The organism is Actinosynnema sp. CA-299493 (assembly GCF_050946825.1).
Lineage (GTDB): Bacteria > Actinomycetota > Actinomycetes > Mycobacteriales > Pseudonocardiaceae > Actinosynnema.
Map to the genome: position 1 here is coordinate 2061564 of NZ_CP191993.1, position 26560 is coordinate 2088123.

General features: G+C 70.5%; 22 protein-coding genes and 1 tRNA gene. 16 read left to right on the top strand and 7 right to left on the bottom strand.

Going from position 1 to position 26560, the window contains the following annotated elements:
- The first annotated feature begins 5 nt into the window (after positions 1 to 5).
- Both ACQPYE_RS10060 and ACQPYE_RS10065 read left to right on the top strand, forming a co-directional pair.
- Positions 6 to 959, top strand: a complete 954-nt coding sequence (locus ACQPYE_RS10060) for a quinone oxidoreductase family protein (protein WP_498720769.1) — start codon at positions 6 to 8, stop codon at positions 957 to 959.
- A 310-nt stretch (positions 960 to 1269) separates the two neighbouring features.
- Positions 1270 to 1839 (top strand): GntR family transcriptional regulator, encoded by a 570-nt coding sequence (locus ACQPYE_RS10065; protein WP_498720770.1) that lies wholly within the window; start codon positions 1270 to 1272, stop codon positions 1837 to 1839.
- A gap of 85 nt (positions 1840 to 1924) precedes the next feature.
- Here ACQPYE_RS10065 and ACQPYE_RS10070 read toward each other — a convergent pair whose 3' ends face one another.
- On the bottom strand, positions 1925 to 2431 hold the full coding sequence (locus ACQPYE_RS10070; RefSeq protein WP_498720771.1) for a DUF6319 family protein: 507 nt from the start codon (positions 2429 to 2431) through the stop codon (positions 1925 to 1927).
- A 124-nt stretch (positions 2432 to 2555) separates the two neighbouring features.
- On the opposite strand from ACQPYE_RS10070, the gene ACQPYE_RS10075 reads away from it, so the two are divergent.
- Both ACQPYE_RS10075 and ACQPYE_RS10080 read left to right on the top strand, forming a co-directional pair.
- A complete protein-coding gene (locus tag ACQPYE_RS10075) occupies positions 2556 to 2858 on the top strand; it encodes a DUF6401 family natural product biosynthesis protein (RefSeq protein WP_498720772.1) in 303 nt (100 codons plus the stop codon).
- Positions 2859 to 3162: 304 nt separating this feature from the next.
- Entirely contained in the window at positions 3163 to 4335 is a 1173-nt protein-coding gene (locus ACQPYE_RS10080; RefSeq protein WP_498720773.1) for an ISAs1 family transposase, read from the top strand.
- 107 nt (positions 4336 to 4442) lie between these two features.
- Here the strand turns inward: ACQPYE_RS10080 and ACQPYE_RS10085 are convergent, their stop codons facing one another.
- The 5 genes from ACQPYE_RS10085 to ACQPYE_RS10105 form a co-directional block, all read right to left on the bottom strand.
- Positions 4443 to 5360: a mechanosensitive ion channel family protein gene (locus tag ACQPYE_RS10085; RefSeq protein ID WP_498720774.1), complete on the bottom strand. Its 918-nt coding sequence runs from the start codon at positions 5358 to 5360 to the stop codon at positions 4443 to 4445.
- Between the two features lie 121 nt (positions 5361 to 5481).
- Positions 5482 to 5703, bottom strand: a complete 222-nt coding sequence (locus ACQPYE_RS10090) for a hypothetical protein (RefSeq protein ID WP_498720775.1) — start codon at positions 5701 to 5703, stop codon at positions 5482 to 5484.
- A gap of 19 nt (positions 5704 to 5722) precedes the next feature.
- Positions 5723 to 6925: a S8 family serine peptidase gene (locus tag ACQPYE_RS10095; protein WP_498720776.1), complete on the bottom strand. Its 1203-nt coding sequence runs from the start codon at positions 6923 to 6925 to the stop codon at positions 5723 to 5725.
- A gap of 138 nt (positions 6926 to 7063) precedes the next feature.
- Positions 7064 to 8248, bottom strand: a complete 1185-nt coding sequence (locus tag ACQPYE_RS10100; protein ID WP_498720777.1) for a cation:proton antiporter — start codon at positions 8246 to 8248, stop codon at positions 7064 to 7066.
- A gap of 5 nt (positions 8249 to 8253) precedes the next feature.
- Positions 8254 to 8736, bottom strand: coding sequence for a cation:proton antiporter regulatory subunit (locus ACQPYE_RS10105; protein ID WP_498720778.1), 483 nt, complete (start codon positions 8734 to 8736; stop codon positions 8254 to 8256).
- A gap of 19 nt (positions 8737 to 8755) precedes the next feature.
- On the opposite strand from ACQPYE_RS10105, the gene ACQPYE_RS10110 reads away from it, so the two are divergent.
- From ACQPYE_RS10110 to ACQPYE_RS10140, 7 genes are all read left to right on the top strand, one after another.
- Positions 8756 to 9868, top strand: a complete 1113-nt coding sequence (locus tag ACQPYE_RS10110; RefSeq protein WP_498720779.1) for a DUF1015 family protein — start codon at positions 8756 to 8758, stop codon at positions 9866 to 9868.
- A gap of 589 nt (positions 9869 to 10457) precedes the next feature.
- Entirely contained in the window at positions 10458 to 11186 is a 729-nt protein-coding gene (cmk, locus tag ACQPYE_RS10115; protein WP_498720780.1) for a (d)CMP kinase, read from the top strand.
- Positions 11183 to 11827, top strand: coding sequence for a lysophospholipid acyltransferase family protein (locus tag ACQPYE_RS10120; protein WP_498720781.1), 645 nt, complete (start codon positions 11183 to 11185; stop codon positions 11825 to 11827). Before cmk ends, ACQPYE_RS10120 begins: the two co-directional genes overlap by 4 nt.
- Positions 11824 to 13230, top strand: a complete 1407-nt coding sequence (gene der / locus ACQPYE_RS10125; RefSeq protein WP_498720782.1) for a ribosome biogenesis GTPase Der — start codon at positions 11824 to 11826, stop codon at positions 13228 to 13230. Before ACQPYE_RS10120 ends, der begins: the two co-directional genes overlap by 4 nt.
- Before the next feature lie 49 nt (positions 13231 to 13279).
- Entirely contained in the window at positions 13280 to 13936 is a 657-nt protein-coding gene (locus tag ACQPYE_RS10130; protein ID WP_498720783.1) for a response regulator, read from the top strand.
- Entirely contained in the window at positions 13930 to 15048 is a 1119-nt protein-coding gene (locus tag ACQPYE_RS10135; RefSeq protein ID WP_498720784.1) for a sensor histidine kinase, read from the top strand. The genes ACQPYE_RS10130 and ACQPYE_RS10135 overlap by 7 nt, the downstream gene beginning before the upstream one ends.
- A 177-nt stretch (positions 15049 to 15225) precedes the next feature.
- Positions 15226 to 15299, top strand: a tRNA-Pro gene (locus ACQPYE_RS10140).
- Positions 15300 to 15389: 90 nt separating this feature from the next.
- Here the strand turns inward: ACQPYE_RS10140 and ACQPYE_RS10145 are convergent.
- A complete protein-coding gene (locus tag ACQPYE_RS10145) occupies positions 15390 to 16562 on the bottom strand; it encodes a tyrosine-type recombinase/integrase (RefSeq protein WP_498720785.1) in 1173 nt (390 codons plus the stop codon).
- Between the two features lies 1 nt (position 16563).
- Between ACQPYE_RS10145 and ACQPYE_RS10150 the strand changes: the two genes are divergently transcribed.
- The 5 genes from ACQPYE_RS10150 to ACQPYE_RS10170 all read left to right on the top strand — a co-directional run bounded on the left by ACQPYE_RS10150 (position 16564) and on the right by ACQPYE_RS10170 (position 26547).
- A complete protein-coding gene (locus ACQPYE_RS10150) occupies positions 16564 to 16941 on the top strand; it encodes a hypothetical protein (RefSeq protein ID WP_498720787.1) in 378 nt (125 codons plus the stop codon).
- A 355-nt stretch (positions 16942 to 17296) separates the two neighbouring features.
- On the top strand, positions 17297 to 23419 hold the full coding sequence (locus tag ACQPYE_RS10155) for an RHS repeat-associated core domain-containing protein (protein WP_498720788.1): 6123 nt from the start codon (positions 17297 to 17299) through the stop codon (positions 23417 to 23419).
- A gap of 43 nt (positions 23420 to 23462) precedes the next feature.
- The gene (locus tag ACQPYE_RS10160; protein ID WP_498720789.1) at positions 23463 to 23930 is read left to right on the top strand and encodes a DUF4265 domain-containing protein; all 468 of its coding nucleotides are present in this window, start codon (positions 23463 to 23465) and stop codon (positions 23928 to 23930) included.
- 137 nt (positions 23931 to 24067) lie between these two features.
- On the top strand, positions 24068 to 24955 hold the full coding sequence (locus ACQPYE_RS10165; RefSeq protein WP_498720790.1) for an IS5 family transposase: 888 nt from the start codon (positions 24068 to 24070) through the stop codon (positions 24953 to 24955).
- 128 nt (positions 24956 to 25083) lie between these two features.
- On the top strand, positions 25084 to 26547 hold the full coding sequence (locus ACQPYE_RS10170; RefSeq protein ID WP_498720791.1) for an NF041680 family putative transposase: 1464 nt from the start codon (positions 25084 to 25086) through the stop codon (positions 26545 to 26547).
- Positions 26548 to 26560: the final 13 nt, after the last annotated feature.

A 26560-nucleotide genomic window follows, 5' to 3' on the forward strand; every position in this document is an offset into this window, starting at 1 on the left:
CCACCGTGCGCGCCATCCAGATCACCGAGTTCGGCGGACCCGAGGTCCTCGACGAGGTCGAGCTGCCCGACCCCGTCGCGGGCGAGGGCGAACTGCTCGTCGACGTCAGCCGCGCGGGCCTCAACTACGCCGACACCCACCAGGCCGAGAACTCCTACCTGTCGAAGATGCAGCTGCCGATGGTGCCCGGCGGCGAGGTCGTCGGCACGGCGGGCGACCGGCGCGTGGTCGGCCTCACCAACTTCGGCGGGTACGCGCAGAAGGCCGTGGTGCCCGAGGCGACCGCGTTCGACGTGCCGGACGGCGTGGACGACCTGACCGCGTTGAGCCTGGTCGTGCAGGGTGCGACGGCCTGGCTGCTGCTGCGTCGCAGCGCGCACTTGGAGCCGGGGGAGAGCGTCGTCGTGCACGCGGCGGCCGGCGGGGTCGGGTCGCTGGCCGTGCAGCTGGCGAAGAAGTGGGGCGCGGGTCGCGTCATCGCCACCGCCAGCACCGAGGACAAGCGCAAGCTGGCGCTGGACCTCGGCGCGGACGTCGCCGTCGACTCCACCGCGCCGGACATGACCGACGTGCTGCGCGAGGCCAACGGCGGTCGGCGCGTCGACGTCGTGCTCGACATGACCGGCGGCGCGGTGACCGACCAGAGCATCGCCGCGCTGGCCCCGTTCGGGCGGCTGGCGTTCTACGGCATGGCCAGCCGGGAGCAACCGACCCCCGTCGCGCCTGGCAAGCTGCTGGTCAAGTCGACCGCGATCGCGGGCATGTGGCTGCCGCACGCGTTCAAGCTGCCCGGCCGGGTCGTGCACCGGGCCATGGGCGAGCTGTTCGACCTGGTCCTGGCGGGCGACCTGCGTGCCGTGCCGGGGGGCGAGTACGGGATGTCCGAGGTGCGCCGCGCGCACGAGGACCTGCGCGCCCGCCGAACCACCGGCAAACTCGTCCTCGACCCGTCACGCTGACGTCGACGTGCGAGAACCCCGCTCCGCCTGCCACAGCGGAGCGGGGTTCTCGCACGTCGAGGTGTGCGAAAGCCGTTGGCCGAAGAGGGGGCTTCTCGGCCGTTCCAGGTCAGCGCGACGGTCGTGACGCGATCGAAGCTGACCTCGCGGTCCCCGTCCGCGATGATCGACTCTTGGGCCTCCGCCTGACATCTCTTCGCGTAGGTGCTGGTTATCGGCAGCTGTCCAGGCTGTCCGGATAGGTTCTACGATGGGTGATGGTCCAAATGAGGCCATCGATCAACTCCGTGCTGAGGGGTTGGTGCTGAGCGTGGCCGGCAGGGGTTGGTTCGTCTCCGAGCGGAAGCCGATCGTCCGCCTCGCTCGCAACCGTCTGAGCAAGGCGGAGCGAACCGGGGGTCGCGGCACGTTCATGTCGGACGCGGCGGCCGGGCGGTGGCAGCCCGCTGTCACGGTGAAGGTCGGGCGGGAGCAAGCAAGCGAGGACGTCCGCTCCTACCTCGGGTTGGATGCGGAGCAAGAGCACGAGGTGGTCGTGCGAGACCGGGTCATGCGCGCCGACGGCGAGGTGGTGCAGCTCGCCGTGTCGTACCTGCCCGCCGAGATCGCCGGTGGCACCCGGCTCGAAGAGGTCGACACCGGGTCGGGCGGCGCCTACGCACGGCTGGAAGAGATGGGGTTCGAGCTGACGCACTTCACCGAGGTGGTGTCGGCCCGCTCTCCGCGACCGCGAGAGGCGGAACTCCTGCAGCTCCCGCTCGGCTTCCCCGTGCTCCAGGTGATCCGGGTCGCCTTCGCGGGCGACCGTGCGGTGGAGGTCAACTACATCACCATGAGCAGCGAGCGCTATCAGCTCGTGTACCAGATCGACGCCGACTGACGCGGAGCACGGACTGGTGCTCGACCCGTCACGCCGAGGAAGAGTGCCGTCGCTCTGCTCGGGCGGCGGCACCCGTCCTGGTAGGTCAGTCGCTCAGCTCGGCCAGCGCGGCCTTGACCCTCGCGAGCTCGGCCTCCAGCTCCTCCATCCGCGTGCGGTGCTGGGCGCGGGCCGTCTCGATGACCTCGTCGATGCCGCCCGCGATGTCGTCGTGCAGCTCCTTGGCCGCCCGCGACACCGCCGCGGCCGAGATCGACAGGCCCTGCACGACCCGCTTGGTGCCGTGCACCAGGTCGGCCTGCCAATCGCCGTCGGCCGTCCCGGTGACGGTCAGCGTCAGCTCGACCGTGCGGGTCTTCTTGGCCGTCGACTTCGGCCGCTTGGCGGGCTTCGCCTCGGCGTCCGCGGGCTTGGCCTCGGGCTCCGCGGGCTTCGCCTCGGCCTCGACCTTGGCGGGCTGTGCTGCCTGCTCTGCCTGCGCCACGGGTGCGACCTCCTGCTGCACGGGTGCGGCGGGCGCCTCGGCGTCCACCGTCTCTTCCTGCTCCACGAGCGTGTCCGCCTGCACGTTCTCGTTTTCCTCTCTGCGCATCCGGCTCGACCCGGCGTGATCATAGAACACGTGTTCGATGGTGGGTCGATTGCCCCGCACAGCGTAGGGTGTCCGCCTTGTGAGTGGTTGGAGGGACTTCCCCGCTCGCCGGTTCTTGGACCGGTTGAGCGACGAACTCGGTATCGCGGCGGTGCTGGCGCCTGGCGTCCTGGCGCCCGGGGTGCTGGCGGCGATCGACCAGCACGGTGCGGCGGTGCGCGACATCCTCGCGTTCGGCGTGCCGGCGGTGGCGGTGGCCGGCGCGGTGCTGCTGGCCGGGTACGCCAAGGGCGTGCTCGACGAGGCGGAGGCACACGGCTGGGCGCCGCCGGCGATCGTGGACTGGGCGAACGCGGACTGGCTGACGCTGAGACTGGCCTCGGTCTGCCACCTCGCCCGGCGTGACGAGCCGGCCCTCGAAGCCTGAGTCCGCGCACCGGCGGCTGCCGGTGCGCACGCCGCCGGGATCATGCCGGTCGGTCCGAATCGCGCACGTCCCGCGTGTCCCGAGTGCCGGCTGGTTCATACCTGCCCAGGGTGTGGACGCCCGGTTTTGTCGGTGGTCGCCGGCACAATAAAAGCAGGGGTCCCCTGGGCGAGCAGGGTTCCGGCAAAGTCGTTTGTGCTGGTGAGGGTTTGATTGTGGGACGGGCACGGCGCTCTGGTCGATCATGTGAGTGTCTACGTCGCATGATCTTGGGAGTGCCGTGCCCGCGTTGTCATCCTGCCCGATGCCCGTGGTTGTCGACCGGCTGGCCTCGGTGCCGGTCGGGCAGGTCGCGGACCTGCGGGTTTTTCTGGATCGGGTGCCGGATCCGCGCAAGCGTCGTGGGGTGCGGCACTCCCTGTCGTCGATCCTGCTGCTGTCCGCGGCGGCGGTGGTGGCGGGTGCGCGGTCGTTCGCGGCGATCGCGGAATGGGCCGCCGACGCGCCGCAGCGGTTGTTGCGACGGCTCGGGGTGCGGTTCGACATCGTCGGCGACCGGTTCCTGGCACCGGAGGAGTCCACGGTGCGCAGGGTGTTGTCGCGGGTGGACGGTGACGCGCTGGACGCGGTGATCGGCGCCTGGTCCGCGTCGCGGGTCGACGGACGGGAGACCGGCGGGGTGTTGCCGGCGGTGGCGGTGGACGGCAAGTCGGTGGCCGCCACGTTCGGCCGTGCCGGCGGCTCCGGGGTGCACCTGATGGCCGTGTTCCGTCACGAGGACGGCATCGTGGCCGGTCAGCGGCAGGTCCCGACCGGCGGCGAACTCGCCGGGTTCCGGCCGCTGCTGGACACCGTCGACCTGGCCGGGGTGGTGGTGACCGCCGACGCGCTGCACACCCAACGCGACCACGCCCGCTACCTGCACGAGCGGGGCGCGCATTACGTGTTCACCGTCAAGACCGGCTGGCCGAGGGTCTACACCCAGCTCGATTCGCTGCCCTGGGACGACATGCCGTGCCTGGTGTTCCGGGAGCGCGGGCACGGCCGCACCGAACTGCGCACCGTCCGTGTCGCCCCGCTCGGGGACCGCGGGTTCGGCGAGGTCGACTTTCCCCACGCGAACCACGCGTTCCTCGTCGAGCGCTACCGGACCTGTCACACCACCGGCAGGCGCGGTGCCTACGCCGCGCTCGGGGTGACCAGCCTGACCGGCGAGGACGCCCACCCCGCCCGCGTCGCCACCTACCTGCGCGGACACTGGCAGATCGAGAACCGGCTGCACTGGGTCCGTGACGTCACCTACGGCGAGGACGCCTCCCGGATCCGCGCCGGCCACGCACCCCGCATCATGGCCGGCCTGCGCAACCTCGCCGTCAACGCCCTGCGCCTGGCCGGCCACACCAACATCGCCAAAGGGTCACGGGCCATGGCCCGTGACCCCCGACGACCACTCCAACTCCTCGGAATCACCCACTGAACAGCACAAACGACTTTGCCGGAACCCTGCCCTGGGCGAGGACCCCTGCGTAGCGTTCGTTGACGCGTTCCGCCGGTGACGGGTGTTCCGCCGCGTGGCGGTGGAGGTCAGCGCTGCTCGCCCGGCGGGAACTGGCCGGGGTGCGGCTGGACCGGTCGGGTCGGCTGGACGGTGGACGGTCCCGGCTGCATCGGCGTGCCGACCGGCGGCGTCGGCATGCTCGCCGCGTGCGCCGGGGTCTCGGTCATCCGGGTGGTCTGCTCGGCCGGCGACACGCCCTGCGCGGTCCGCCGCACGTCCTCACGGCCGCGCTGGTAGGCCTGGGCCTTGGCCTGCGGAGCCTCGTTCTCGGCCTTCGTCAGCCACCCCTCCCACCGCTGCTGCATCGGCTTGATCAGGCCACCGCCGACGCCGATGACCGCGATACCGCCGACCGTCGCCAGGATGGTGATCAGGATCGGGGTGGTGACGGTGGTGGCGACACCGATCTGGTTCAGCGCCGCGATCACGCCGAGCGCGATGATGAACCACGAGGCGGCCTTGCCGAGCGTCGGCCCGTAGGACAGCCCGCCGAGCGCACGCGTGGCGATGTCCTGCACGGCGCGCGCGACGGCGAAGGCGACCACGATGATCACGATCGCCACGATCGCCCGCGGCAGCCAGGCCACGATCTCGGTCAACAGGGTGCTCACCGGGTTCGAGCCGAAGACGCCGAACGCGATCTGGAGCGCGATCAGCAGCACCGCGTAGTACACGATCTGCGAGACCAGCCCCGAGGCGTCGAACTTGGACTTCGCCATCGCCTCGCTGAGCCCGCCGCGCTGCACGGCGCGGTCGAAGTTCAGCCGGCTCAGCAGCTTGTTCACCGCCGCGCGCAGCACCCGGGCGACGATCCACCCGATGAGCAGCACGACGAGGAACCCGACGAGCTTGGGCAGGAAGGTCACCACGTTGCGCAGGGCGTCACCGGTGGCGTCACCGATGCCTTGAGCCTGCACCGTCTGCACGGCGAGCAGGGCTTCCATCGTCTTCGACCTCCTCGGACGACCGGTTCGTCTCCCGAAAACCGGTTACCCGAGGTGGCCGGGCCAAACGTCTCGTCCCCCGAACGGGTGACGCCGGCCCAGCCCACCATGAACGCCCTGGTCAGACGTCCGGCGGGAGGTGAACCGCCCGATCCACCTCCACGTGCGCGACGCCGGGCACGGCACCGAGCAGGTCGCCCGCACCCGGCGCGACCGACCCGGTGACCACGCCCAACCCCGCCAGCACCTGCTCGACCACCATCCCGGCGTCGCGCAACGCCGAGACGACGGCGGGCAGGTCCGCCACGCTGTCGTCGGCGACCGAGACCACGACCTTGACCACGGGCGCCTCCGTCAGGGGCTCAGGGAGCTTGCACCAATCCTGCACCCACGTCCGTGGAGGGCAAGCCCAGCCGACGACCGGACTGCGCCAGCCTCGCCCACAGCTCCCACCCGCGCGCGTCGTGCTTCTCCGCGATGAGCGCCGCGACGCCCGCGACGTGCGGCGTGGCCATGCTGGTGCCCTGGATGCGCTTGTGCATGCCCAGGCCGCCGTCCTCCTTGTTCCAGCTGGAGTAGATGTCCACACCGGGGCCGACGATGTCGACCTGGCCCACGGTGTCGACCGTCCCGCAGGAGAAGAACGCGATCCCCCGCTGCACGTCCACCGCGCCGACCGACAGGATCGACGGGCAGTTGGCCGGGTGCCCGACCGGCGCGACCTTGCCCGGCCGGTTGCTCTCGTTGCCCGCAGCCGCGATGATCAACGTGCCCTTCGCCAACGCGCGCGTGGCGGCCTGCTCGAAGATCTGCGAGTGCGGCGTGCCCGGTCGCACGCTCGCGCCCAGCGACATCGAGACGACCGCGCAGCCGTTGGCGATGGCCCACTCGATGCCCGCCAGGATGCCGCTGTCGGAGCCGCTGCCCCGGTTCGAGAGCACCTTGCCCGCGTAGATCTCGGCCTCGTGGGCGACGCCGTACCCGGGACCGCCGCTGGCGGCTTTGCGCGGACCCGCGGCGGAACCGATGCAGTGCGTGCCGTGGCCGTGGGCGTCGTCCACCGTCTCACCGGTGATGAACGACTGCGTCATCACGGCGCGGCCCGCGAAGTCCGGGTGCGCGACGGTGAAACCGGTGTCGAGCACGGCGACGCGCACGCCCTTGCCGGTGGCCGAGCTGATGTTCGCGCCGACGGCCTGCAAGCCCCACGTGAACACGGACTCGTCCACGGCGGGGGCCGCGGCCTGGTCGGTGCCCGTGTCGGGCGGCGCGGTGTAGGCGTGCACGACCCGTTCGGCCTCGACCACGGAGATCGGCCCCGGCGCCTCGACGGCCCGGGACAACCGCTGGACCTGGTCCGGCGTCGCGGTGACCACGGCGATGCCGAGGTCCTGGAAGATGATCCCGTCGGCCGCGGCCAGCTCGGCCCTCGTGGCCGAGTCCGCGGTGCTCGCGGCGCTGATCCCGGCGACCCGGTTCATCTCCCGCGCGCCCGCCGCGACCGATTTGTCGTCGAGCAGCACGAGGTAGCGGCCAGTGGTCTCGGCGTCCTTTGGTTGTGACATGACGACCCCCTTCGGGGTTGGACGGCAGTCAGGTGTAACCCCGGATCGCACCCGGGCTCAATCGGCCGGAAGAGTGGCCGCGAGCCCGAGCACGTCCGTATGCCGTAGTGGAGCCGTCAGGACGCGAAGAGATACAGGTCAGGCAGTCGCCGGAGCGGTACCACGCTTTCGGGTGAACTTCTTGGCCAACGGCTCCACGACCCGCGCCGCGACCGGTCCCAGCACCGCCATCAGCAGCACGTAGGCCGTCGCCAACGCCGCCAGCTGCTGGTCCACCGCGCCGGACGCCACCGTCAACGACGCGATCACGATCGAGAACTCACCGCGCGCCACCAGCGCCGCCCCGGCCCGGGCCCGACCCATCCGACCGATGCCCTGCCGCCGCGCCGCCCACCACCCGGTGGCCACCTTCGTCAGCGTCGTCACCACGGCCAGCGCCACCGCGAGCGCCAGCACCGGCGGGATCGACGCCGGATCGGTGTTCAGGCCGAACACCACGAAGAACATCGCCGCGAACAGGTCGCGCAACGGCTCCAGCATCCGGGTGGCGTTCTCCGCCGTCGACCCCGAGATGGCGATGCCCAGCAGGAACGCGCCCACCGCCGCCGACACCTGCAGCTCCGACGCCACGCCGGCGACCAGCAGCGCCGCGCCGAGCACCTTGAGCAGGAACACCTCCGGGTCGGGGCTGTCCACCAGCGCCGACACGTACCGGCCGAACTTCAGCGCGATCACCAGCACCACCGTGATCGCGGCCAGCGAGATGCCCACCGCGGTCAACCCGCCGGCGAAGCTCACGCCCGCCAGCACGGCGGTCAGGATCGGCAGGTACACCGCCATCGCCAGGTCCTCGAACACCAGCACCGACAGCACCACCGGGGTCTCCCGGTTGCCCAGCCGGCCGAGGTCGCCGAGGACCTTGGCGATGATCCCGGACGACGAGATGTAGGTGACGCCGCCCATCGCCAGCGCGCCGAGCGGCCCCCAGCCCAGGATCAACGCCGCGATCACGCCCGGCGTCGCGTTGAGCGCGATGTCCAGGAGCCCGGCCGTCCACGACCGCTTGAGCCCCGTCACCAGCTCGGCGGCCGAGTACTCCAGGCCGAGCAGGAGCAGCAGGAGGATGACGCCGATCTCGCTGGACAGGTGCGTGAAGTCCTCGATGCCGTGCAACGGCACCAGGCCGCCCTGCCCGAAGGCCAGGCCGCCGATCAGGTAGAGCGGGATCGGGGAGATGCCGATCCGCCACGCCATCTTGCCGAGCAGGCCCAGCCCGAAGAAGACCGCGCCGAGTTGGATCAGTGCGAGTGCGGTGCTGTGCAAGGTGCTCAGCCACCGCCCAGCAGCTCGGCCGCGGCGCCGAGGCCGTCCGCCGTGCCGACCACGACCACGAGGTCGCCGCCGCCGAAGACGAAGTCCGGGCGCGGCGACGGGTGCACCGAGCCCGCGCGCACGACGGCCACGATGGACGCGCCGGTGCGGGTGCGCAGCTCGGTCTCGGCCAGCGGGCTGCCGTCGAACCGGGAGCCGGGCACGATCGGGAACTGCTTGGTGGAGATGCCCGCGACCTCGCGGTGCTGCTCCTGCAGGTGCGCGACGAGCTGCGGCGAGCCGAGCAGCCCGGCCAGGGTGCTCGCCTCGGCGGGCGTCAGCGGTATCGAGGCGGTGCAGTCGTCGGGATCGTCCAACGAGGAGACGATCAGCTCGAACTTGCCGTCCCGGTGGGTGATCACCCCGACCCGGCGGCCCGCGCGGATCATGAAGTCCTGACGGGTGCCGATCCCCGGAAGCGGCGTCACCTCGACGTTCACAGCATGTGATCCTAGACGAATGCGTACAGGTGTTCGGGCGATAAGTCGCGGTTGGGTGGTTCGCGACCGGGTGCCCGGTCCGGACGTGGACGAGTTCGCCGAGCCGGAACGCGTCGTCGCCGCCCTGGCCCGCGCCCGCCCCGGCACGCTGCTCGCGGTCCAGCACCCGCACCGCACCCCCACTGCGCTGGCCGCCGGGTCATCGCTGCTCGACGCCCTGCCGCACGCCGTCGCCGAGCTCGCCCACCTGCGCGGCACCGCCTACCGCGAGGTGCGGGACGTGGTCGCGCCGTACCGGGTGGACGGCCCGGACGGCACCGCGCACGGGCTGCTGTGCATGGTCGACCCGGCCGCGGTCGGGCACACCGAGGACGTGTACCCGGACGTCGTCGCCGAACGCGCCCGCGTGCTGTCCGGCCTCGGCTGCGTGACGAGCGCCGCGATGCTGGTGCCGGTGGCCCGCGAGGTCCGGCTGACCCGGCTGGTGGCGGAGGTGGACGACGAGCCCGCCGTGTCCGTGGTCGATCCCGGCGGGCGGCGGCACTGGTTGTGGCTCGTGGGTCCGGGCGAACGGCAGGACGCCCTGCTGCGAGCCGCGGGCGAGCACCCGCTGATGGTCGCCGACGGCAACCACCGGGTCGCGGCGTCGGCCGGGCTGCCCGGACTGCTGGCGCTGGTCACGGCCGGTCCGGACCTGCGGATCGGGGCGATCCACCGCGCGGTGGCGGGCACCGGGCTGTCGTTGGCGGACATGGTGGCCGCGTGGCGTGCGCACGGCCTGGTGGTGCGGCCGGTCGACGCGACGACCCGCCCGTCACCGGGGGTGGTGGTCGCGGTGGCCGGGTCGTCCGCGGTGCGCGTCGAGCTGCCGCCGTCCGGCGTGGCCGTCGACCACGCGTTCGTGGAGGCCGTGCTGCTGGACGAGGCGCTCGGGCTGGACCCGGAGAGCCCGCACGTGCGCCCGGTGACCGGTGACGTGCCCACCGAGGGCGTGGACGCCGTGCTGCTGATCGCTCCCGTGCCGCTGGCGGACGTGCTGGCCGTGCACGAGGCGGGCGGCCGGATGCCGCGCAAGAGCACCTACTTCACGCCGAAGCCGCGCAGCGGTCTGCTGCTCGCCGACCTGGGCTGAGTGGCGTTCTCGGCTCGATGCCGCCCGACGACCCCGCCCGCGACCACTGCGCGGCCGACCTGCAACTCCATACACCGCGCACGTCTGCGGGCAGGTCGCGTCCCACGACGATGTTGCCTGGGTGGTGGGGGAGTCGACCGGGAAGCACGAGGCCGCTGCGAGACCGGCCGGCGAGCAGTCGGCCAGTAGCCCGACGAGTTGTCCACAGCCGCCCTCGGGAGCGACGACGTTGTCAGGCCGCTCTGGCAGGATAAAAGCAGGGGTCCCCTTGGCGAGGACGCCTGCGTAGCCCGCGCGTCGAAGCCTTGCCGCGAAAGTTCGTGTCGAAGCCGCGCGTCGGAGGTTCGTGGCGCTGGGCAAGAATCACCTCCCCGCAGACGTCCTGACCCACACGCCGTAGCGCCGCCCGGTCACGCTGGAGAGGTCGCCACGACCCCGGTCTTCCCGCCCGTGTCAGGGGCATCCGGCGTGACCGGACGGCAGCCGCTCGTCCACGGAGGCGAGGTCCGGCCACCTGATGCGGGTGTGACGGGCCGCACCAGGCACAATTGAAGGCCGACGACCGTCGTCGCGTTGAGGAGGAAAACCCGTGCAACACGGTGAGCTGCGTGGCGTGGTGGCCCTCGACGGGCCGTCCGGCACCGGCAAGTCCTCCGCTGCGCGCCGCCTCGCGGCCACGCTGGGCGCGCGTTACCTCGACACCGGCGCGATGTACCGCGCGGTCACGCTGGCCGTCCTGCGCGCCGGCGTCGACCTCGCCGACGCCACCGGGGTCGCCGAGGCCGCGTCCGCCGCCCTGCTCGTGCAGGGCACGGACCCGGAGCGCTCGACCACCCACCTCGACGGCGCCGACGTCGGCGCGGAGATCCGCGGCCCCGAGGTGACGCTGGCCGTGTCGCCGGTGTCGGCCGTGCCCGCGGTGCGCGAGCTGCTCGTCGCCGAGCAGCGCCGGATCATCGCGGAAGCGCTGGACGAGGCGGGCGGCATCGTGGTGGAAGGCCGGGACATCGGCACCGCCGTCGTGCCCGACGCGCCGCTCAAGGTCTACCTGACCGCGGACGCCGAGGCCCGCGCCCAGCGCCGCGCCAAGCAGGACAGCGCGTCCGGCCGCGAGTCCACGCTGGACGCCACGCTCGCCGACGTGCAGCGGCGTGACGCCTACGACTCGTCACGCGCGGTGTCGCCGTTGCGCGCCGCCGAGGACGCGGTCGTGCTCGACACGACGTCGCTCGACCTGCCGGGCACGCTGGCCGCGTTGCTGGCACTGGTGGACGCCAACGGGCTGCTGGCCCAGCCGAGCGGACGGGTGCGCGGGTGACCGGACAGCTCCCCGAGGGGTCGTCGCCCTGGCTGCACGAGGTCGGCCGGTGGATCGGGCGCGTGCCACTCCGGTCGGGGTTCCGCGTCCGGGCGCGCGGCGTCTCGCGGATACCGCTCGAAGGTCCCGTGGTCGTCGTGGCCAACCACAGCTCGATGGCGGACGGGCCCATCCTGTTCGGCCTCCTGCCCCGGCGTGTGGTCTTCTTGATCAAGCAGGAGATGTTCAAGGGCGTGGCGGGCACGCTGCTGCGCAAGATCGGCCAGCTGGCCGTGCGGCGCGGCGCGCCCGACCGGGCGCCGCTGCTCGCCGCGCAGAAGGTGCTGCGGGCCGGCGGCGTGGTGGGCGTGTTCCCCGAGGGCACCCGCGGCACGGGCGACGTGGCCGAGGCGCAGGCGGGCGCGGCGTGGCTCGCCCGCTCGACCGGCGCGGTCGTCGTGCCCGTCGCGTGCCGGGGCACCCTGCGCCCGGCCGGAACCCGACGGCGGTTCCGGCCCGTGGTGGACGTGCTCGTGGGTGAGCCGTTCGAGCTGCCGAGCGACAAGGGTCGCCAGGCGCTCGTGAAGGCCACCGAGCAGGTCCGCGACCGCTTGGCCACGCTGGTGGCCGAGCTCGACAGCCAGCGAGGAGAAGTCAGATGACGGACTTGGACGGCACCTGGGCGGACGAGTCCGACTGGACAGCGTTCGACGAGACGGTGGAGGGCGAGGAGGGCGGCGCGCCGCCGATGCCCGTGCTGGCCGTGGTCGGCCGGCCGAACGTGGGCAAGTCGACCCTGGTCAACCGCATCATCGGCCGACGTGAGGCGGTCGTGCAGGACGTGCCGGGCGTGACCCGCGACCGGGTCGCCTACGACGCGCTGTGGAACGGCCGCAAGTTCACCGTCGTCGACACCGGCGGCTGGGAGCCCGACGCGGTCGGCATGATGGCCGCCGTCGCCGCGCAGGCGGAACTGGCCATGGCCACCGCGGACGCGATCCTGTTCGTGGTCGACGCCGCCGTCGGCGCGACCACCAACGACGAGGCCGCGGTCAAGCTCCTGCGCCGGTCCAAGCGGCCCGTGCTGCTGGTCGCGAACAAGGTCGACGACGAGCGGCTGATGTCCGAGGTCGCGTCGCTGTGGTCGCTCGGCCTCGGCGAGCCGATCCCGGTCTCCGGCCTGCACGGCCGCGGCTCCGGCGACATGCTCGACGCCATCCTCAAGGCCCTGCCCGAGACGCCGCGCGAGACCTTCGAGGCCGTCCGCGGCGGCCCGCGCCGGGTCGCGCTCGTCGGCCGGCCGAACGTCGGCAAGTCGTCCCTGCTCAACCGCCTGACCGGGGAGAACCGGTCGGTCGTGCACGACGTCGCGGGCACCACCGTCGACCCGGTCGACTCGCTGGTCGAGCTGGACGACGAGATGTGGCGGTTCGTCGACACCGCCGGCCTGCGCAAGCGGGTCAACTTCGCGTCCGGCGCCGAGTACTACGCGTCACTGCGCACGAAGGCCGCGATCGAGTCCGCCGAGGTGGCGGTCGTGCTGCTGGACGCGTCCGAGCCGATCAGCGAGCAGGACCTCCGGGTGCTGACCATGGTCGTGGAGTCCGGACGGGCGTGCGTGCTGGCGTTCAACAAGTGGGACCTCGTGGACGAGGACCGGCGCCACGCCATGGTGCGCGAGCTGGAACGCGGCCTCGTCCGGGTGCCGTGGGCGGAGAAGGTGAACATCTCCGCCTTGACGGGACGCGCGGTGCGCAAGCTCGCGCCCGCGTTGCGGACCGCCCTGAACTCCTGGGACACCCGCGTGCCGACCGGGCAGCTGAACTCGTGGCTGACCGACCTGATCGCCGCGACCCCGCCGCCGGTGCGCAGCGGCAAGCAGCCGAAGGTGCTGTTCGCCACCCAGGCGAGCACGCGTCCGCCGACGTTCGTGCTGTTCACGTCCGGTTTCCTGGAGGCCGGGTACCGGCGGTTCATCGAACGCAGGCTGCGCGAGGAGTTCGGCTTCGCGGGCAGCCCGGTGCGCATCTCGGTGCGGGTGCGGGAGAAGCGCCCGAAGAAGTGATCGGCCGGACGGGGGCCGTTCGTCGCGGCAGGTTGCTCCGGCAGGCGGAATGCTGTTGCCTGGCGTCGTGCCGGTGCGATTGGTCCTCGCCGATGACGAAGCGCTGCTCCGTCGAGGGCTGAAGGTCCTGCTCGAAGCGGACGGCCGGATCGAGGTCGTGGCGGAAGCCGCGGACGGCGCCGGCCTGCTGGACGCCGTGCGCCGGTGCCGGCCGGACGTGGCGCTGGTCGACGTGCAGATGCCGGGCATGGACGGGCTGGCCGCGCTGCGGGCGCTGCTGGCCTGGCCCGACCCGCCCGCGCTGGCCGTGCTGACGACGTTCGACCTGGACGACTACGTGGTCACGGCGTTGGAGCTCGGCGCGCAGGGCTTCCTGCTCAAGGACGCCGAGCCGGACGCCCTGGTGCGCGCCGTGCTCGACCTCGCCGCCGGTGGCGCCGTGCTGGATCCCCGGATCACCGCCCGGCTGCTGCCCAGGATGCGCGCCGCCCGGTTGCGGCGCAGCCCGCGGCTCGACGGCCTGAGCGCGCGTGAGCGGCAGGTGCTCGAACTGCTGGCGAAGGGGCAGCCGAACGGCGCCATCGCCGCGGCCCTTGGCCTCAGCGAGGCGACGGTGAAGAGCTACGTGTCCACCGTGCTCACGAAGCTCGGCGTCGAGAACCGCGTCCAAGCCGCCCTCGTCGCGCACCAGGTGGGCACGTGGTGATCGTCCTGGAGCTCCTGGCCGTCCTGGTGCCCGCCGCGATGGTCCTGCTCGCCGACCACGTCCCGTACACGTGGTCGATCCCGACGGCGCTGGCGGCGTGCGCGTTGCTGCCGGTGCGACGTCGGCGGCCGTGGGTCGCGGCGCTCGCGTGCCTGCCGGGCCTCGTCGGCGGCCTGGGCCTGCCACCCACCGTCGTCGCCCTGTACCGCATCGGCCGCAAGTCCAGCGCGCCGGTGATGATCACGTGGGTGGCGCTGGCCACCGTGCTGCCGTCCGCGCTGGTCGTCGTCACCCAGGGCCTGCCTCCCGGCGCCGCGCTCCTGACGTTCGCGTTCAGCCTGTTCGTGGCCGGTGCGCCCACCGCCCTCGGAGCCCTGATCACGACCAGGCGCGAGCTGACCGCGAGCCTCGCCGAGGCGTCACGGGCCCGGATCGCCGAGGTGGAGGCCCGCGAGGACGGCGCGCGTGCGGCGGAACGCGCCCGGATCGCCCGTGAGATCCACGACGCCGTGGGGCACCACGCCACCCTCATCGCGGTCGAGTCGGCAGCCCTGGCCGCCACTGCCGAGGACGCCAAGACCCGCGACACGGCGCTGCGCCTGCGTGCGTCGGCGAAGGAGGCCCTGGCCGAGATGCGTGCCGCCCTGGGCCTGCTCAACACCGAGCCGAGCCCCGGCTACGACGGCATCGAACCCCTCATCGCCCGCGCGCGGTCAGCCGGCCTCACCGTCCGCTTCGAAGACCGGAGCGACCACCCCCCACCACCGGCCACCGGCCGCGCCGCCTACCGCGTGGTGCAGGAAGCCCTGACCAACGCGACCAAGCACGCCCCCTCCGCCCCGGTCCGCGTGCGACTGTCGCAAGAGGACGGTCACCTCCACGTGACCGTGACCAACGACCGCCCCCCGACCCCACCGCCGCCGTCGGACCAGGGAGGTCAAGGTCTGCACGGCCTGAAGGAGCGGGTGACCCAAGCGGGCGGCACCCTGACCACCACGGCGCGCGCCGACGGCGGCTTCGTGATCGACGCGACCCTACCGACGAGTCCGTCGAAAGTTGACACAGACGACTCGACTTTCGGCGGTAGTGCACGAAACCCGGCGAACGCATAGTTGACCGCGAGGCGTCGAACCGGGGGGAGGGGCGACACCGAGGGGACCAGGGGCCCGCTCCGGCGGGCCCCTGCCATTTCCCCAGGCAGACCGCTTGATCCGCCAACCTGGGGGGCCGTGTCGGGGGCCTGCCGCGAGTGCGCTAAGCTATCCGCGCACCCCACAACGGGATGCGGCCGGGACGTGGCGCAGTTTGGTAGCGCACTTGACTGGGGGTCAAGGGGTCGCAGGTTCAAATCCTGTCGTCCCGACGGTCAGTGACCAGCGGGTTTGCCTTTCGAGGCAAGCCCGCTGGTGTCGTTTTCGGCTAGTGTGGTCGCAGTGTGGTCGCGTCCTGCGGGTCAGGCGACGTCGGCCTCGTTCAGGGCGTGGGCGATGACGTCGACCGCGTCGTGGGCGACGTGGCGTAGCAGGTGGCCGTAGACCTCGGTGGTGGTGGACAGCGTCGAGTGGCGCATCGCGCGGGAGATCACGGCGAGCGGCACGTTCGAGTTCAGCATGGTGGTGGCGGCGAAGTGCCTCAGGTCGTGCACGCGGATCCTGGCTAGTCCGGCGGCGTCGGAGAGTTGGTGGAAGTGCCGGAGCACGTACTCGGGTCGCAGTGGCCTGCCGTCGCGTCGGTGGAACACCAGGTCGTCCCCCGGCTGGCGGAGCCGCTGATGACGCAAGGCGGCGACTACTCGGTCGGACAGGCCGATCCAGGTGCGGCTGCTCTTGGTCTTGGGTGCGGTGAGGACCGGTGTGGTGTTGTTGATGTTGGACAGGGTGTAGCGGATGAACGCCACGTGGTCGTCGAGGCTGATGTCGTCCCAGTGCAGGGCGAGCGCTTCGCCTTTGCGCAGTCCGGTGCCGATGATGACCTCGAACAGGTCTGTCAGCGGGTCGTCGTGGTCGTGGCAGTAGCGCAGGAACCGTGCTGCCTCGCTCGGTGACCAGCAGGTGGGTTCGTAGTTCGGTGGCCGCGGCACCAGGACGTAGCGGGCAGGATTGTGGGCCAACCGTCGTTGTCGGACGGCGTCGGTGAGGGCGCTGGACAGGGTGGCGACGCAGCGTCGCAGGGTGACCGGGCCGCGTCCGGCGGCCAGCTGGTCGTGGATGAACAGCGCGATGTGCTGGTGGCTGAGTGCGTCCAGTCGCACCGCGCCCAGGGCGGGGACGAGGTCCTTGCAGACGTAGTCGTGGTAGCGGGCTGTGGTGGTCGGCTTGAGCGCCGATGCTTTGTCGTGCAGCCAGGAGGTCAGGTAGTCGGCCACGGTCTGCTTGTCGTCGACGACGATGCCGGTGCGCTCGTACTCCAACACCTTGCCCAACGCTGCCTGAGCCTCTGTCCTGGTGGCGAAGCCGCTGCGCCGCATGGTCCGCCGACGCCCGTCCAACGACGGCAGATCGACCGCGAACGCCCATCGCCCGTGCCGACTGCCCGCCAGCTCGGGACACCGGGAGCCGAGCTGCCTGCCTGCGCCGTCCCGGCAGCCGCACCGCCGGTACACGCGTCCACGTTGAGGGTTGCTCATCATGACCTTCTTTCGTGTTCCGCCTCCGGTGTTGGAGGTGGAACACGAGCGTGCGCCGCGTGCGACCACACCGCGACCACCTGCGACGTCACCGCAGGTCTGGTTCACGGCACTTGTCGACAAGACACTAGATAGGCTCCATGATCAGGACCCGTCACTGTCGTTCGTCGCACCGCCTGCACTTGCTCGCCGCTGGTTCGGTGCAAGCCAGGGATCGTTTCCGGTGATGATCAATTCGCCGTCGGGGTGCGTGGTGGGACTGCTGGAGTCGCGTACGAATTCTGCGGAATACTGCCGTTCTCGCCGCAGTTGCGAGCTGTTGTGGCAGGTCGTGGGGGTCTTTATCGATGCGCTGCTTATTCTTAGTCACGGTGACTGATTGTTGTGGATTCACTCGGTCGGCCGTGTCTTTGGTTGCCGGGTTTCCGCTTCAATGGCACGGCACCGCCGTCTCGGCGGCGGGTTGATCACTTTGACATCCGGGGGGATGTTCATGCTGCTCGGTGGGGAATTTCTGACGTTGTAGTCGCTGGGTGCGTGTGGGCGGGCACGGCTCGTCCGGGTGGCTCCAGGGGCTTCGTTCCTGTGGTCGCGTCCTGACATGTATCGGCTGATTCCGCGTTTCGTGTCGGTTTCGGCCAGTTTCCTCATGTCCGGTTTTGTGCTGCGCACGATTCGCGTGTCGATCGAATTCGGGATTTGGGGGAGCGGTGACGGAACCGGGCACGATTCGGATGAGCCGGATTCGCTGGTTGGCGTCGGTGTGCGTGTTGTTGGTGGCGGCGAGTCTGCTGCAACCGGTGACGTGGGCGCGTGCGGTGGCGGGCGAGGTGCCCGGGGTGGCGGCGGGAGCGGGGCCGGTGGACAGACCGGCTCCGGAGTCCGCACGTCCGGACAAGGCGGTTGCGCCGGAGAAGTGGCCGCCGGTCGTGCCCACAGGTGTCAAGGCCGGTGGTGAGCCGGTACGGCTGTCCGCTCAGGACTGGGAGCGCGTCCGCAAGCCGGGCCAGGCGGCGGCGAACGCCGAGGAGGTGTTCGCCGGCGTCCTGACGCGACCGGGGTTCGCGTTGGGTGACACCTCGTTGGTGGCCTACTTCGACGTGCGGGAGGACGACCGTGCGTGGTCGTCGTGGCGTGCGCGGGTTTTCGAGGCCTCGACGGGCACCGAGCAGGCGTCGACGGTGTTGCCGCGGTCGGAGTTGCAGACCCCGTGTGGCGTGGTGCGGCAGTTCTGCCGCACGTTCGGCGCTCGTGAGGGTTGGGTGCTCGACCCGGGCAAGGAGTACTTCGTCACGCTGGCGGCCATCCTGGACGAGGGCGGCGAGCTGGTGTCCGCGCCGGGGCCGAACACGCGTCCCCGCACGACGATCGAACCTCCGCCGATCCCGGTCGAGCAGACGTCCGGTTGTGGCTGCGGCACGGCGTTGAGCACGACCGCCGCGCGGCAGGCGTTCCGCGGTGACGGTGTGAACACCGCGACGGGCGCGTTCACCCGGATCGAGCCCGACCTGGCGATGGCGTCGTTCGGCGTCCCGTTCTCCTCCACGCGCGTGTACTCCTCGACGTTGGCCGCTCCGGGTCTGTTCGGACCGGGCTGGGCGTGGTCGTACGGCATGCGCGTGACGCAGACCGACGATGGCGCGATCGTGCTGGCGGACGACGGCGCAAGCGTGCTGTACCGGCTGGTCGACGGCGGCTACAAACGTCCGCCGGGTGTGCGTTCGACGTTGCGCAAGACCGACGCCGGCTGGGAACTGGTCACGGTGAGCCAGCTGGTCTACGGTTTCGACGCGCAGGGTCGCCTAGTGTCGATCCGCACGCCGCGCGGTGTCGGCGTGACGCTCGCCTACAGCGAGCAGGAGATCACGATCACCGACCCGTCGGGCCGGGTGATGCGTGCGCGCGTCGAGGGCGGCCTGATCCGCTCGATCACGCTGCCCGACCACCGCAAGGTGCAGTACGAGTACGACGAGGCCGGCAGGTTGGCGGTCTATAAGGACGCCCGCGCCGGCCAATGGCGCTACGGCTACTCCGCCGAGGGCCGACTGGTCGAGGTGACGGATCCGCAACCGCACCGGACCACGTTGGTGCGCAACGAGTACGACGCGTCCGGGCGGATGGCGCGCCAGCTCGACGCGGTCGGCAACGCCACCACGTTCGTCTGGAACGCGGGCGAGCAGGAGGCGACGACCACCGACGCGGACGGCGTGATAGTTCGCGACGGCTATCGCGGCAACGTGCTGCTCTATACCCGGCGAGGGGCGGGTGATACCGATAACCACCGCTACGACGGCTCGCTCAACCGCAACCTGCTCGTCAACGGCAGCCACAACCAGCACGAGTCGCAGCACGACGCCAACGGCAACCCGACCCGGCGCGTCGCGCCGCAGGGTTTCGACGAGAAGACGAAGTACGACGAGCGCAACAACCCGATCGAGTTCGTCGACGCCAAGGGCAATGTCTGGAAGAACACCTACAACGAGTTCAACGAGCTGATCCGCAGCACCGACGCCGAGAACCACTCGATCAACCACACCTACGACGAGCGCGGCCTGCGGACCACCACGACCGACCAGCGCGGCAAGGTCACCCGCTACGAGCACATCCCGGCCGGACAAGTCAACTCCGGACTGCTCGCGGCCGTGACCTCACCGGAGGGGCGGCGCACCGAGGCCAAGTACGACACTACCGGACGTCGGATCGCCTCGACCGACCCGCGCGGGACGGTGCCAGGGGCAGACCGTCGGGCGTTCACCACCGAATACCGGTTCGACGCGCAGGACCGCGTGGTCGAGGTGTCCGAGCCCGGCAAGCACCGCTCATGGCGCACCGACTACGACGAGGTCGGCCGGGTCTCCAGCACCGTCAACCCCGAACACGTGAGGGTGGAGTACCACTACCTCGCCAACGGCCGGTTGGAGAAGGTCACCGACCCGCGCAAGACCACCTCGATCACCTACACCAACGCCGGGCGCCGTGCCGCGGTGCGGATCGAGATGGGTCGCGGCGAGCAGGACATCGTCACCGCCTACCGCTACAACGCCAAGGGCCTGCTGCACCAGACGGTCTCGCCGCGCGGCAACGTGCCGGGTGCGGTCGAAGCGGACTTCACCACCACCTACCGCTACGACGCCAACGACAACCTCGTGCGCATCTCTCGTCCGTACCCCGGCGGTCAGGTCGTCCATAAGGACATCAAGGTCGACGAGCTGGACCGCACGACATCCACAGTGGACGAGTTCAACAAGCCATCCACCTTCCAGCGCGACAACACCGGCCAGGTCACCGAGACCAAGGACACCCTGGGCCGCAGCCTGACCATGGGCTACGACCGCAACGGTCGACAAACCTCGAACACGGACGCCGGGCGCAACACCACGAAGTCGACCTACGACGAGGCCGGCAACAAGATCCGCCAGGAGAACGCCACCGGCGGCGTCACCACGTGGACCTACACCGACGACGGCCTGCTCGCCACCGTCACCGAACCGCGCGGCAACGTCGAGGGCGCCGACCGCGAGCGGTTCACCACGCACTTCGAGTACGACTTGGCGGGCAACCGCACCAAGGTCATCGACCCGCTTGACCACACCACGGTCTCGACCTACGACGCCAACAACCGGCTCACCTCGGTCACCGACGCCAACGACCACACCACCCACTACAGCTATCGGGAAGACAACCAGATCGAGAGCGTCCACTCTCCCGACGCCCGGTACCACCCGCACGCGCCGCACAACGACGCCACGGTCTACAGCTACCACGCGGACGGTCTGCTCGCGGCGATCCGCGACCCCAACCACCACGTACGGCGCATCGACTACGACCGGGCCGGACGCCCCACCAGCACCACCGACCCGCTCGGCCGCCGCGTCGAGGCCACCTATGACGTGGAGAACAACCTCGTCGCGGCTCTCACCCGCGGTGAGCACGAGTGGATCAGCGACGCCGAACGCGCCAAACGCACCATCATCGACACCTACGACATCGTCGGCCGCCGCGCCGACCGAGCTCTCGGAGACAGCGGGCCGAAGTACAAGTGGGGTTACGACGCCAAGGACCGCATCACCTCCTACGGCGACCCGCTCGGCGTGCGCAAGGTGTCCTACGACGACGAGGACCAGATCACGCGCGTCACCCGCGAGGAGGCGGCCGGGCGCAGCGAGACGTTCGACTACGACTACGACGTGCGCGGCAACATCACCGCTCGCGCCTATCCCGACGGCACCCGCGTCACCAGCGGATACGACGCCGACAGCCGCCTGTCCGAACTGACCGTGAACGGAGGCAGCGCGGGCGCCGACGCGGCCACGTGGCGGTTCGGTTACGACATCGCGGGCCGTCGCACCAGCACCACCCTGCCCCAGGGCACCGGCCTGGTGGAACGACGAACCTACGACGACGCCGGCCGCCTCACCACCATCGGCACCGACCGCACCCCCGGCACCGGCCCACCGGCCGACGTACAAGATCCGATTTCCGCCTACCAGCTCGACCTGGACCCGGTCGGCAACCCGACCAAGGTCACCACGACCCGCGGCGGGGTGTCCGAGGCCGTCGCCTACGCCTACGACCCGGCCGACCGCGTCACCTCCGCCTGCTACGCCGCCAGCGACTGCAATCAGCATGCGCAGGCCGCCGGCCGCATCGACTACAGCTACGACCTGGTCGGCAACCGCCTGACCCAGCAGCGCACCGGCACCGCCGGCAGCGACACCACCCGCTACCACTACGACGCCGCCGACCAGCTGCGCAAGCGCGTCCTCACCCAACATCGAACCGACGTCGCCAACGTGCCCGACGGTGAGACGAACGGGTGGCCCAGCACGGTCACCGAGTTCGACTACGACCTCAACGGCAACCAGACCAAGGCCGGCCGGGACGCCTTCGCTTACAACCTCGACAACACCCTGGCCAGTGCCACCACCGGTGGGCGCACCACCGCGTTCGCCTACGACGCCACCGGCCTGCGCCTGACCGCCACTTCCGGCGCTGGCCAGGCCGCCACCACCCAGCGGTGGAGCTGGGACGTCAACGGCACCCTGCCCCAGATCGCCCTCGACACGACCAGCAACGCCGCCGGTGCCACCACCGAACGTCGGGGCTTCACCTACGGGCCGGACGACGAACCGCTCGCCCTGCTCGACCCCGCTACCGGCGCCCACCCCTACACGCACGACTGGCTGGGCGGCATCGCCAACATGCTCAGCCCGAACGGCGTGCCCGAAGCGGGCTACGACTACGACCCGTTCGGCAACCCCCGCGAAGGCGGCACCCTCAAGCCGGGCGACCCGACCGGCCCCGCGAACCCGCTGAAGTACACCGGCGCGTACCAGGACTCGACCTCAGGCGAGGGCAACTACTACCTCCGCGCCCGCAACTACAATCCCGACACCGGCCGCTTCACCAGCACCGACCCCATGCCCCAACCCGGCCCGGCCATATCCGCCTACGCCTACGCCGAGAACAACCCGCTCTCCTACACCGACCCCACCGGCGCCGTGGTCGACGCGGGCGGCGGCAGCGGCTCACCCTCCGAAACCGGAGCCACCCAACCCACCGGCCCCAGCCCCGAGGACGTCGCCAAGGCCCAGCAACTTCAGAGCAAGAGCCTGCTCGACGTCATCCTCGAAGCCGGCGGCCAGATCCTCATGGAGTTCCTGGGGATCAACGACATCGTCAACTGCCTCAAAGGCGACATCGGCGCCTGCGTCTCCATGGTCATCGGCGCCCTGCCCTGGGGCAAGATATTCAAGGCCAAGAAGATCGCCGAAGCCATCTTCCGCGCCGGCAAAGCCGTCGTCACCTTCTTCCAGGAACTCAAGTGGGCGCGCGCCATCATCCAGGGCGCGGAGAAGGCCGCCGAAGCCGCCAAGGCAGCCGCCGCGGCCGCCGCCAAGGCAGCGGCGGAGAAGGCGGCCAAGGCACGAGCGGCAGCGGAAGCAGCCGCCAAGAAGGCAGCCGCGAAGGCAGCTGAACGGGCCAAGGCTCAAGCAGCCAAGGCGAAAGCAGCGACCAAGAAGAAGGCGGAGGGAGTCGGCGAGACCTGCCCCACCGGCCGCCGTCACAGCTTCCCGGCGGGCACCCGCGTGCTGCTGGCGGACGGGACGAGCAAGCGCATCGAGCAGTTCGCGCCCGGTGACGTAGTCCGAGCGACCGACACCACGACCGGCCAGTCCGGTGGTCGGCAGGTCACCAGGACCATCCGGACCGATCACGACAAGGACTACGTCGACCTCACCGTCCGCGGGACGGACGGGCGGATGCACGCGATCACCACGACCGACAACCACCCGTTCTGGTCGGTCACACGAGGGCGCTGGATCGACGCCGGACGTCTGGAGCGCGGCGAAGCGCTGCGCACCGCCAGTGGAACCGAAGCGCGACTGGACGACGTTCGCCCGCACCACGCCGGGCAACGCACCTACGACCTCACCGTCAACGGCACACACACCTACTACGTGGTAGTAGGTGAGCTGTCGCTGCTGGTGCACAACTGTGGTACGAATCCGGACAACCGCGGCGGCATGGACTTCACGGACGCGGGTCGGCAGGAGGTGTACGACGCCAACGCGGCGAAGAACGGCGGCCAATTGAAGTGCGAGTACTGTGGTCGTGACGTGGTGCGACGGCCTTCGGTGAGCGGTGTCCCCGGTCGGCCCGATGACGCGCAGATTGACCACCAGATTCCCAAGGCGTGCGGTGGCTGTGGGGATCCGCACAACGGAGTGGTGGCCTGTCGAGCGTGCAACCGGGACAAGTCAACGAAGACGGTGGAGGAGTGGGACGATGAACTGCGTGAGTTCCTACCGCCTCAAATCCTGGACGTCACACATCTCAATCTGATCCAACTCTAGGGAAGAGGGCCAGGTGGCAGAGCACCCCCGGAGACCGCCCGGTATGTTCCGGGTCGCGTTCGACCTTCCGCAGGTCTCTACCACCTGGCCGCCGTTCAACACCGAGCGGATCTGGGCCAGGAAGACTTCCGTCCCGTACCAGCTCGAAGTGCAGAACATCCCTTTCTTCGTGATCGGCCTGTCCTGTGGGGACATCATTCGGGCCAAGCCTGATCATGACCGGCGTGAGCTCGTGTTCGACTCGCTGGTGATGCACTCCGGGCACTCCACGATCCGCGTCCTCGTGCGAGAGGAGATGTCGGATCGTCGTGACGGGATCCTGGATTTATTCCGCTCGCACGAGTGTTCCTGGGAGTTCACCAATGTGGACCGCCACTTCGCTGTAAATGTACCGAAAAGTGTCGACTACGCATCACTGAGGGTGGAGTTGGTCAAGCTCGTCGAGGAAGGTGAGATCGAAGTAGAGGAGGCGTTCATCGCTTCGGGGCACAGGTCCCAAATCGGCGGTTGACGCCTCCGGTGCCCGAGGAGCGGTCCGTCCTCAGTGCCTGTATCCGAGCTTGGTCGGACGGAGAAGCTTTGGTGCGCGGACAGGGGAACTCCTGGTAGATCGGACGGTGTCTATGCGCCGTTCCACCAGGAGTTCCGTTGTTATCGTGCCCGATCCCCGCGGGCGCTTCGACCGCAGGTACCCCGTGCTGTCGTCTGGCCGCCTCGTATCAGCCCGCTCGACGGACAAGGCGGTATCCCACCGACGTCACCGACGCCCAGTGGGCCGAGCTGGACCCGTTGTTGCCCGATCCGGCGTGCCTGGCCGGTCGGGGCGGGCGGTGGGAGAAGCACTGCCGCCGGGTGATCGTGGACGCGATCGGCTACGTGGTCGACAACGGCATCAAGTGGCGGGCCCTGCCCGCGGACTTCCCGCCCTGGCCCACGGTCCACAAGCGCTTCGCCCTGTGGGAGAGGGCCGGTGCCACGCAGCGGTTGCTCGACGCGTTGCGCGACCGGGTCCGGCTCGCGGAAGGGCGGGTGGCGGCGCCGTCGGCGGCGGTCATGGACTCGCAGTCGGTACGCGCCGCCGAGACCGTCGGTCGGACCACCCGGGGCTGGGACGGTGGCAAGAAGGTCGCGGGGCGCAAGCGCCACATCGTGGTGGACACCATGGGACTGCTGTTGACGGTGCTGGTGACCCCGGCTTCGACGCAGGATCGGGTCGCCGCGCGCAGCCTGTTGCGGCGCCTGCGTGACACCGGAGGCAAGCGGGTGGCGCTGGTGTGGGCCGACGGCGGTTACACCGGCTCTCTGCTCGACTGGGCCCGGGCAACCCTGGGCCTGCTGGTGGAGATCGTCCAACGCCCGCAAGTGCCGTACTTCACCGTGCTGCCACGAAGGTGGGTGGTAGAGCGGACTCTGGCGTGGATCAGCGGACACCGCCGCTGCGTCCGCGACTACGAACGCCTACGCCACCACCACGAGGCCATGGTCCGCTGGTCCATGATCCGCATCACCAGCCGCCGACTCACCCAACCCCAGTAGCTCGGAAACAGCTACTGAGCTTGCCGTTTGAGGTCCCGGACCGGTGAGGTGCACCCCGGTTGATCATGGAAGCAGCCCTTGTTCGATCATCACTCTTGCGACAGAAGGATGTTCGACCGAAGGGCTGCGTGATCAGTGTGCACCATCTCGACCGCGAGCGGTCACTCGGGGCGTTGTCCGGGTTCCGGCGAGAGTTCCACCGGTGCCTGACTCGCCGGGCGGACGGGCTGTTCGAACTGGCCGACGCCGTGTTGTGCGCCGATGGGCCGGTGCGGACCCTGGTGGGGTTGTCGTTGGCGCCGGAGCATCGGCGAGGGCACGGCGGTCTCTACGACGCGGTCAACAACGGCCGCGTCGAGGTCGACCGGTTACGTGACGTGCTGGCCGGGATGCCGTTACCGAGGGCGGCCGACGGCCGCCTGGTGCTTGCGGTCGACGTCTCGCCATGGTTGCGACCGGACGGCGACACGTGCCCGGAGCGGTCGTTCTGCCACGTCTACGGACGCGGTAAAGGTGAGCACCACATGATCCCGGGATGGCCGTACTCGTTCGTGGCCGCGCTGGAGACCGGCGGCACGTCCTGGACCGCCCTGCTGAACGCGGTCCGCCTCCCGCCCGGCGCGGACCTCGCCGCGGTCACCGTCGCCCAGCTGCGCGGGGTGGTCGAACGACTGATCGCCGCCGGCCAGTGGAAGCAGGGCGATCCGGAGATCCTGGTGGTGTTCGACGCCGGCTACGACGCGCCCCGCATCGCGTACCTGCTCAGCGATCTGCCGGTGCGGGTATTGGGACGGATGAGGTCGGACCGGGTGCTGCGCCGCCCGCCCCCACCCCGGGTCCACAACCCGCTCGGCGGACGCTTTCCCAAACACGGGGCTGAGTTCGTCTTCGGCGACCCGGCCACCTGGGGCGCCGAGGACGTGGTCACCCGCACCGACACCCGCCTCTACGGCACCGCCACCGCACAGGCATGGAACCGACTGCACCCGCGACTGACCCGCCGAGCCGCCTGGATCGACCACGACGGCGCGCTGCCGATCATCGAGGGCACCGTCATCCGCCTGACAATGCAACACCTGCCCTCCGGCGGGGTGAACAAACCGGTCTGGCTGTGGTGCTCCGCCACCGACGCCGGACCCGCCGATGCCGACCGCTACTGGCAGACGTTCCTGCGCCGCTTCGACATCGAGCACACCTTCCGGATGCTCAAGCAGACCCTCGGCTGGATCAGGCCCAAGCTGCGCGACCCCCAGGCCGCCGACCGCTGGACCTGGCTGATCCTGGCCGTCCACGCCCAACTCCGCCTGGCCCGCCCACTGGTCGCCGACCTGCGCCACCCCTGGGAACGCCCCATCGAACCCGACCGGCTCACCCCCGCACGCGTCCGACGCGGGTTTCGCAACCTGCACACGAAGATCGCGAGACCAACGGCAGTACCGAAACCGGTCCGCCCCGGACGCGGACGACCGCCCGGGTCGAAGAACCGCGTCACCGCACCGCGCTTCGACGTCGGACTCGTCCTCGCTACCGGCCAGGCCCACACCCGACCAACTCACCACAAGAAGGGCACCAAACCCCGCCGAACAGCTTAAAAGACAAGCTGAG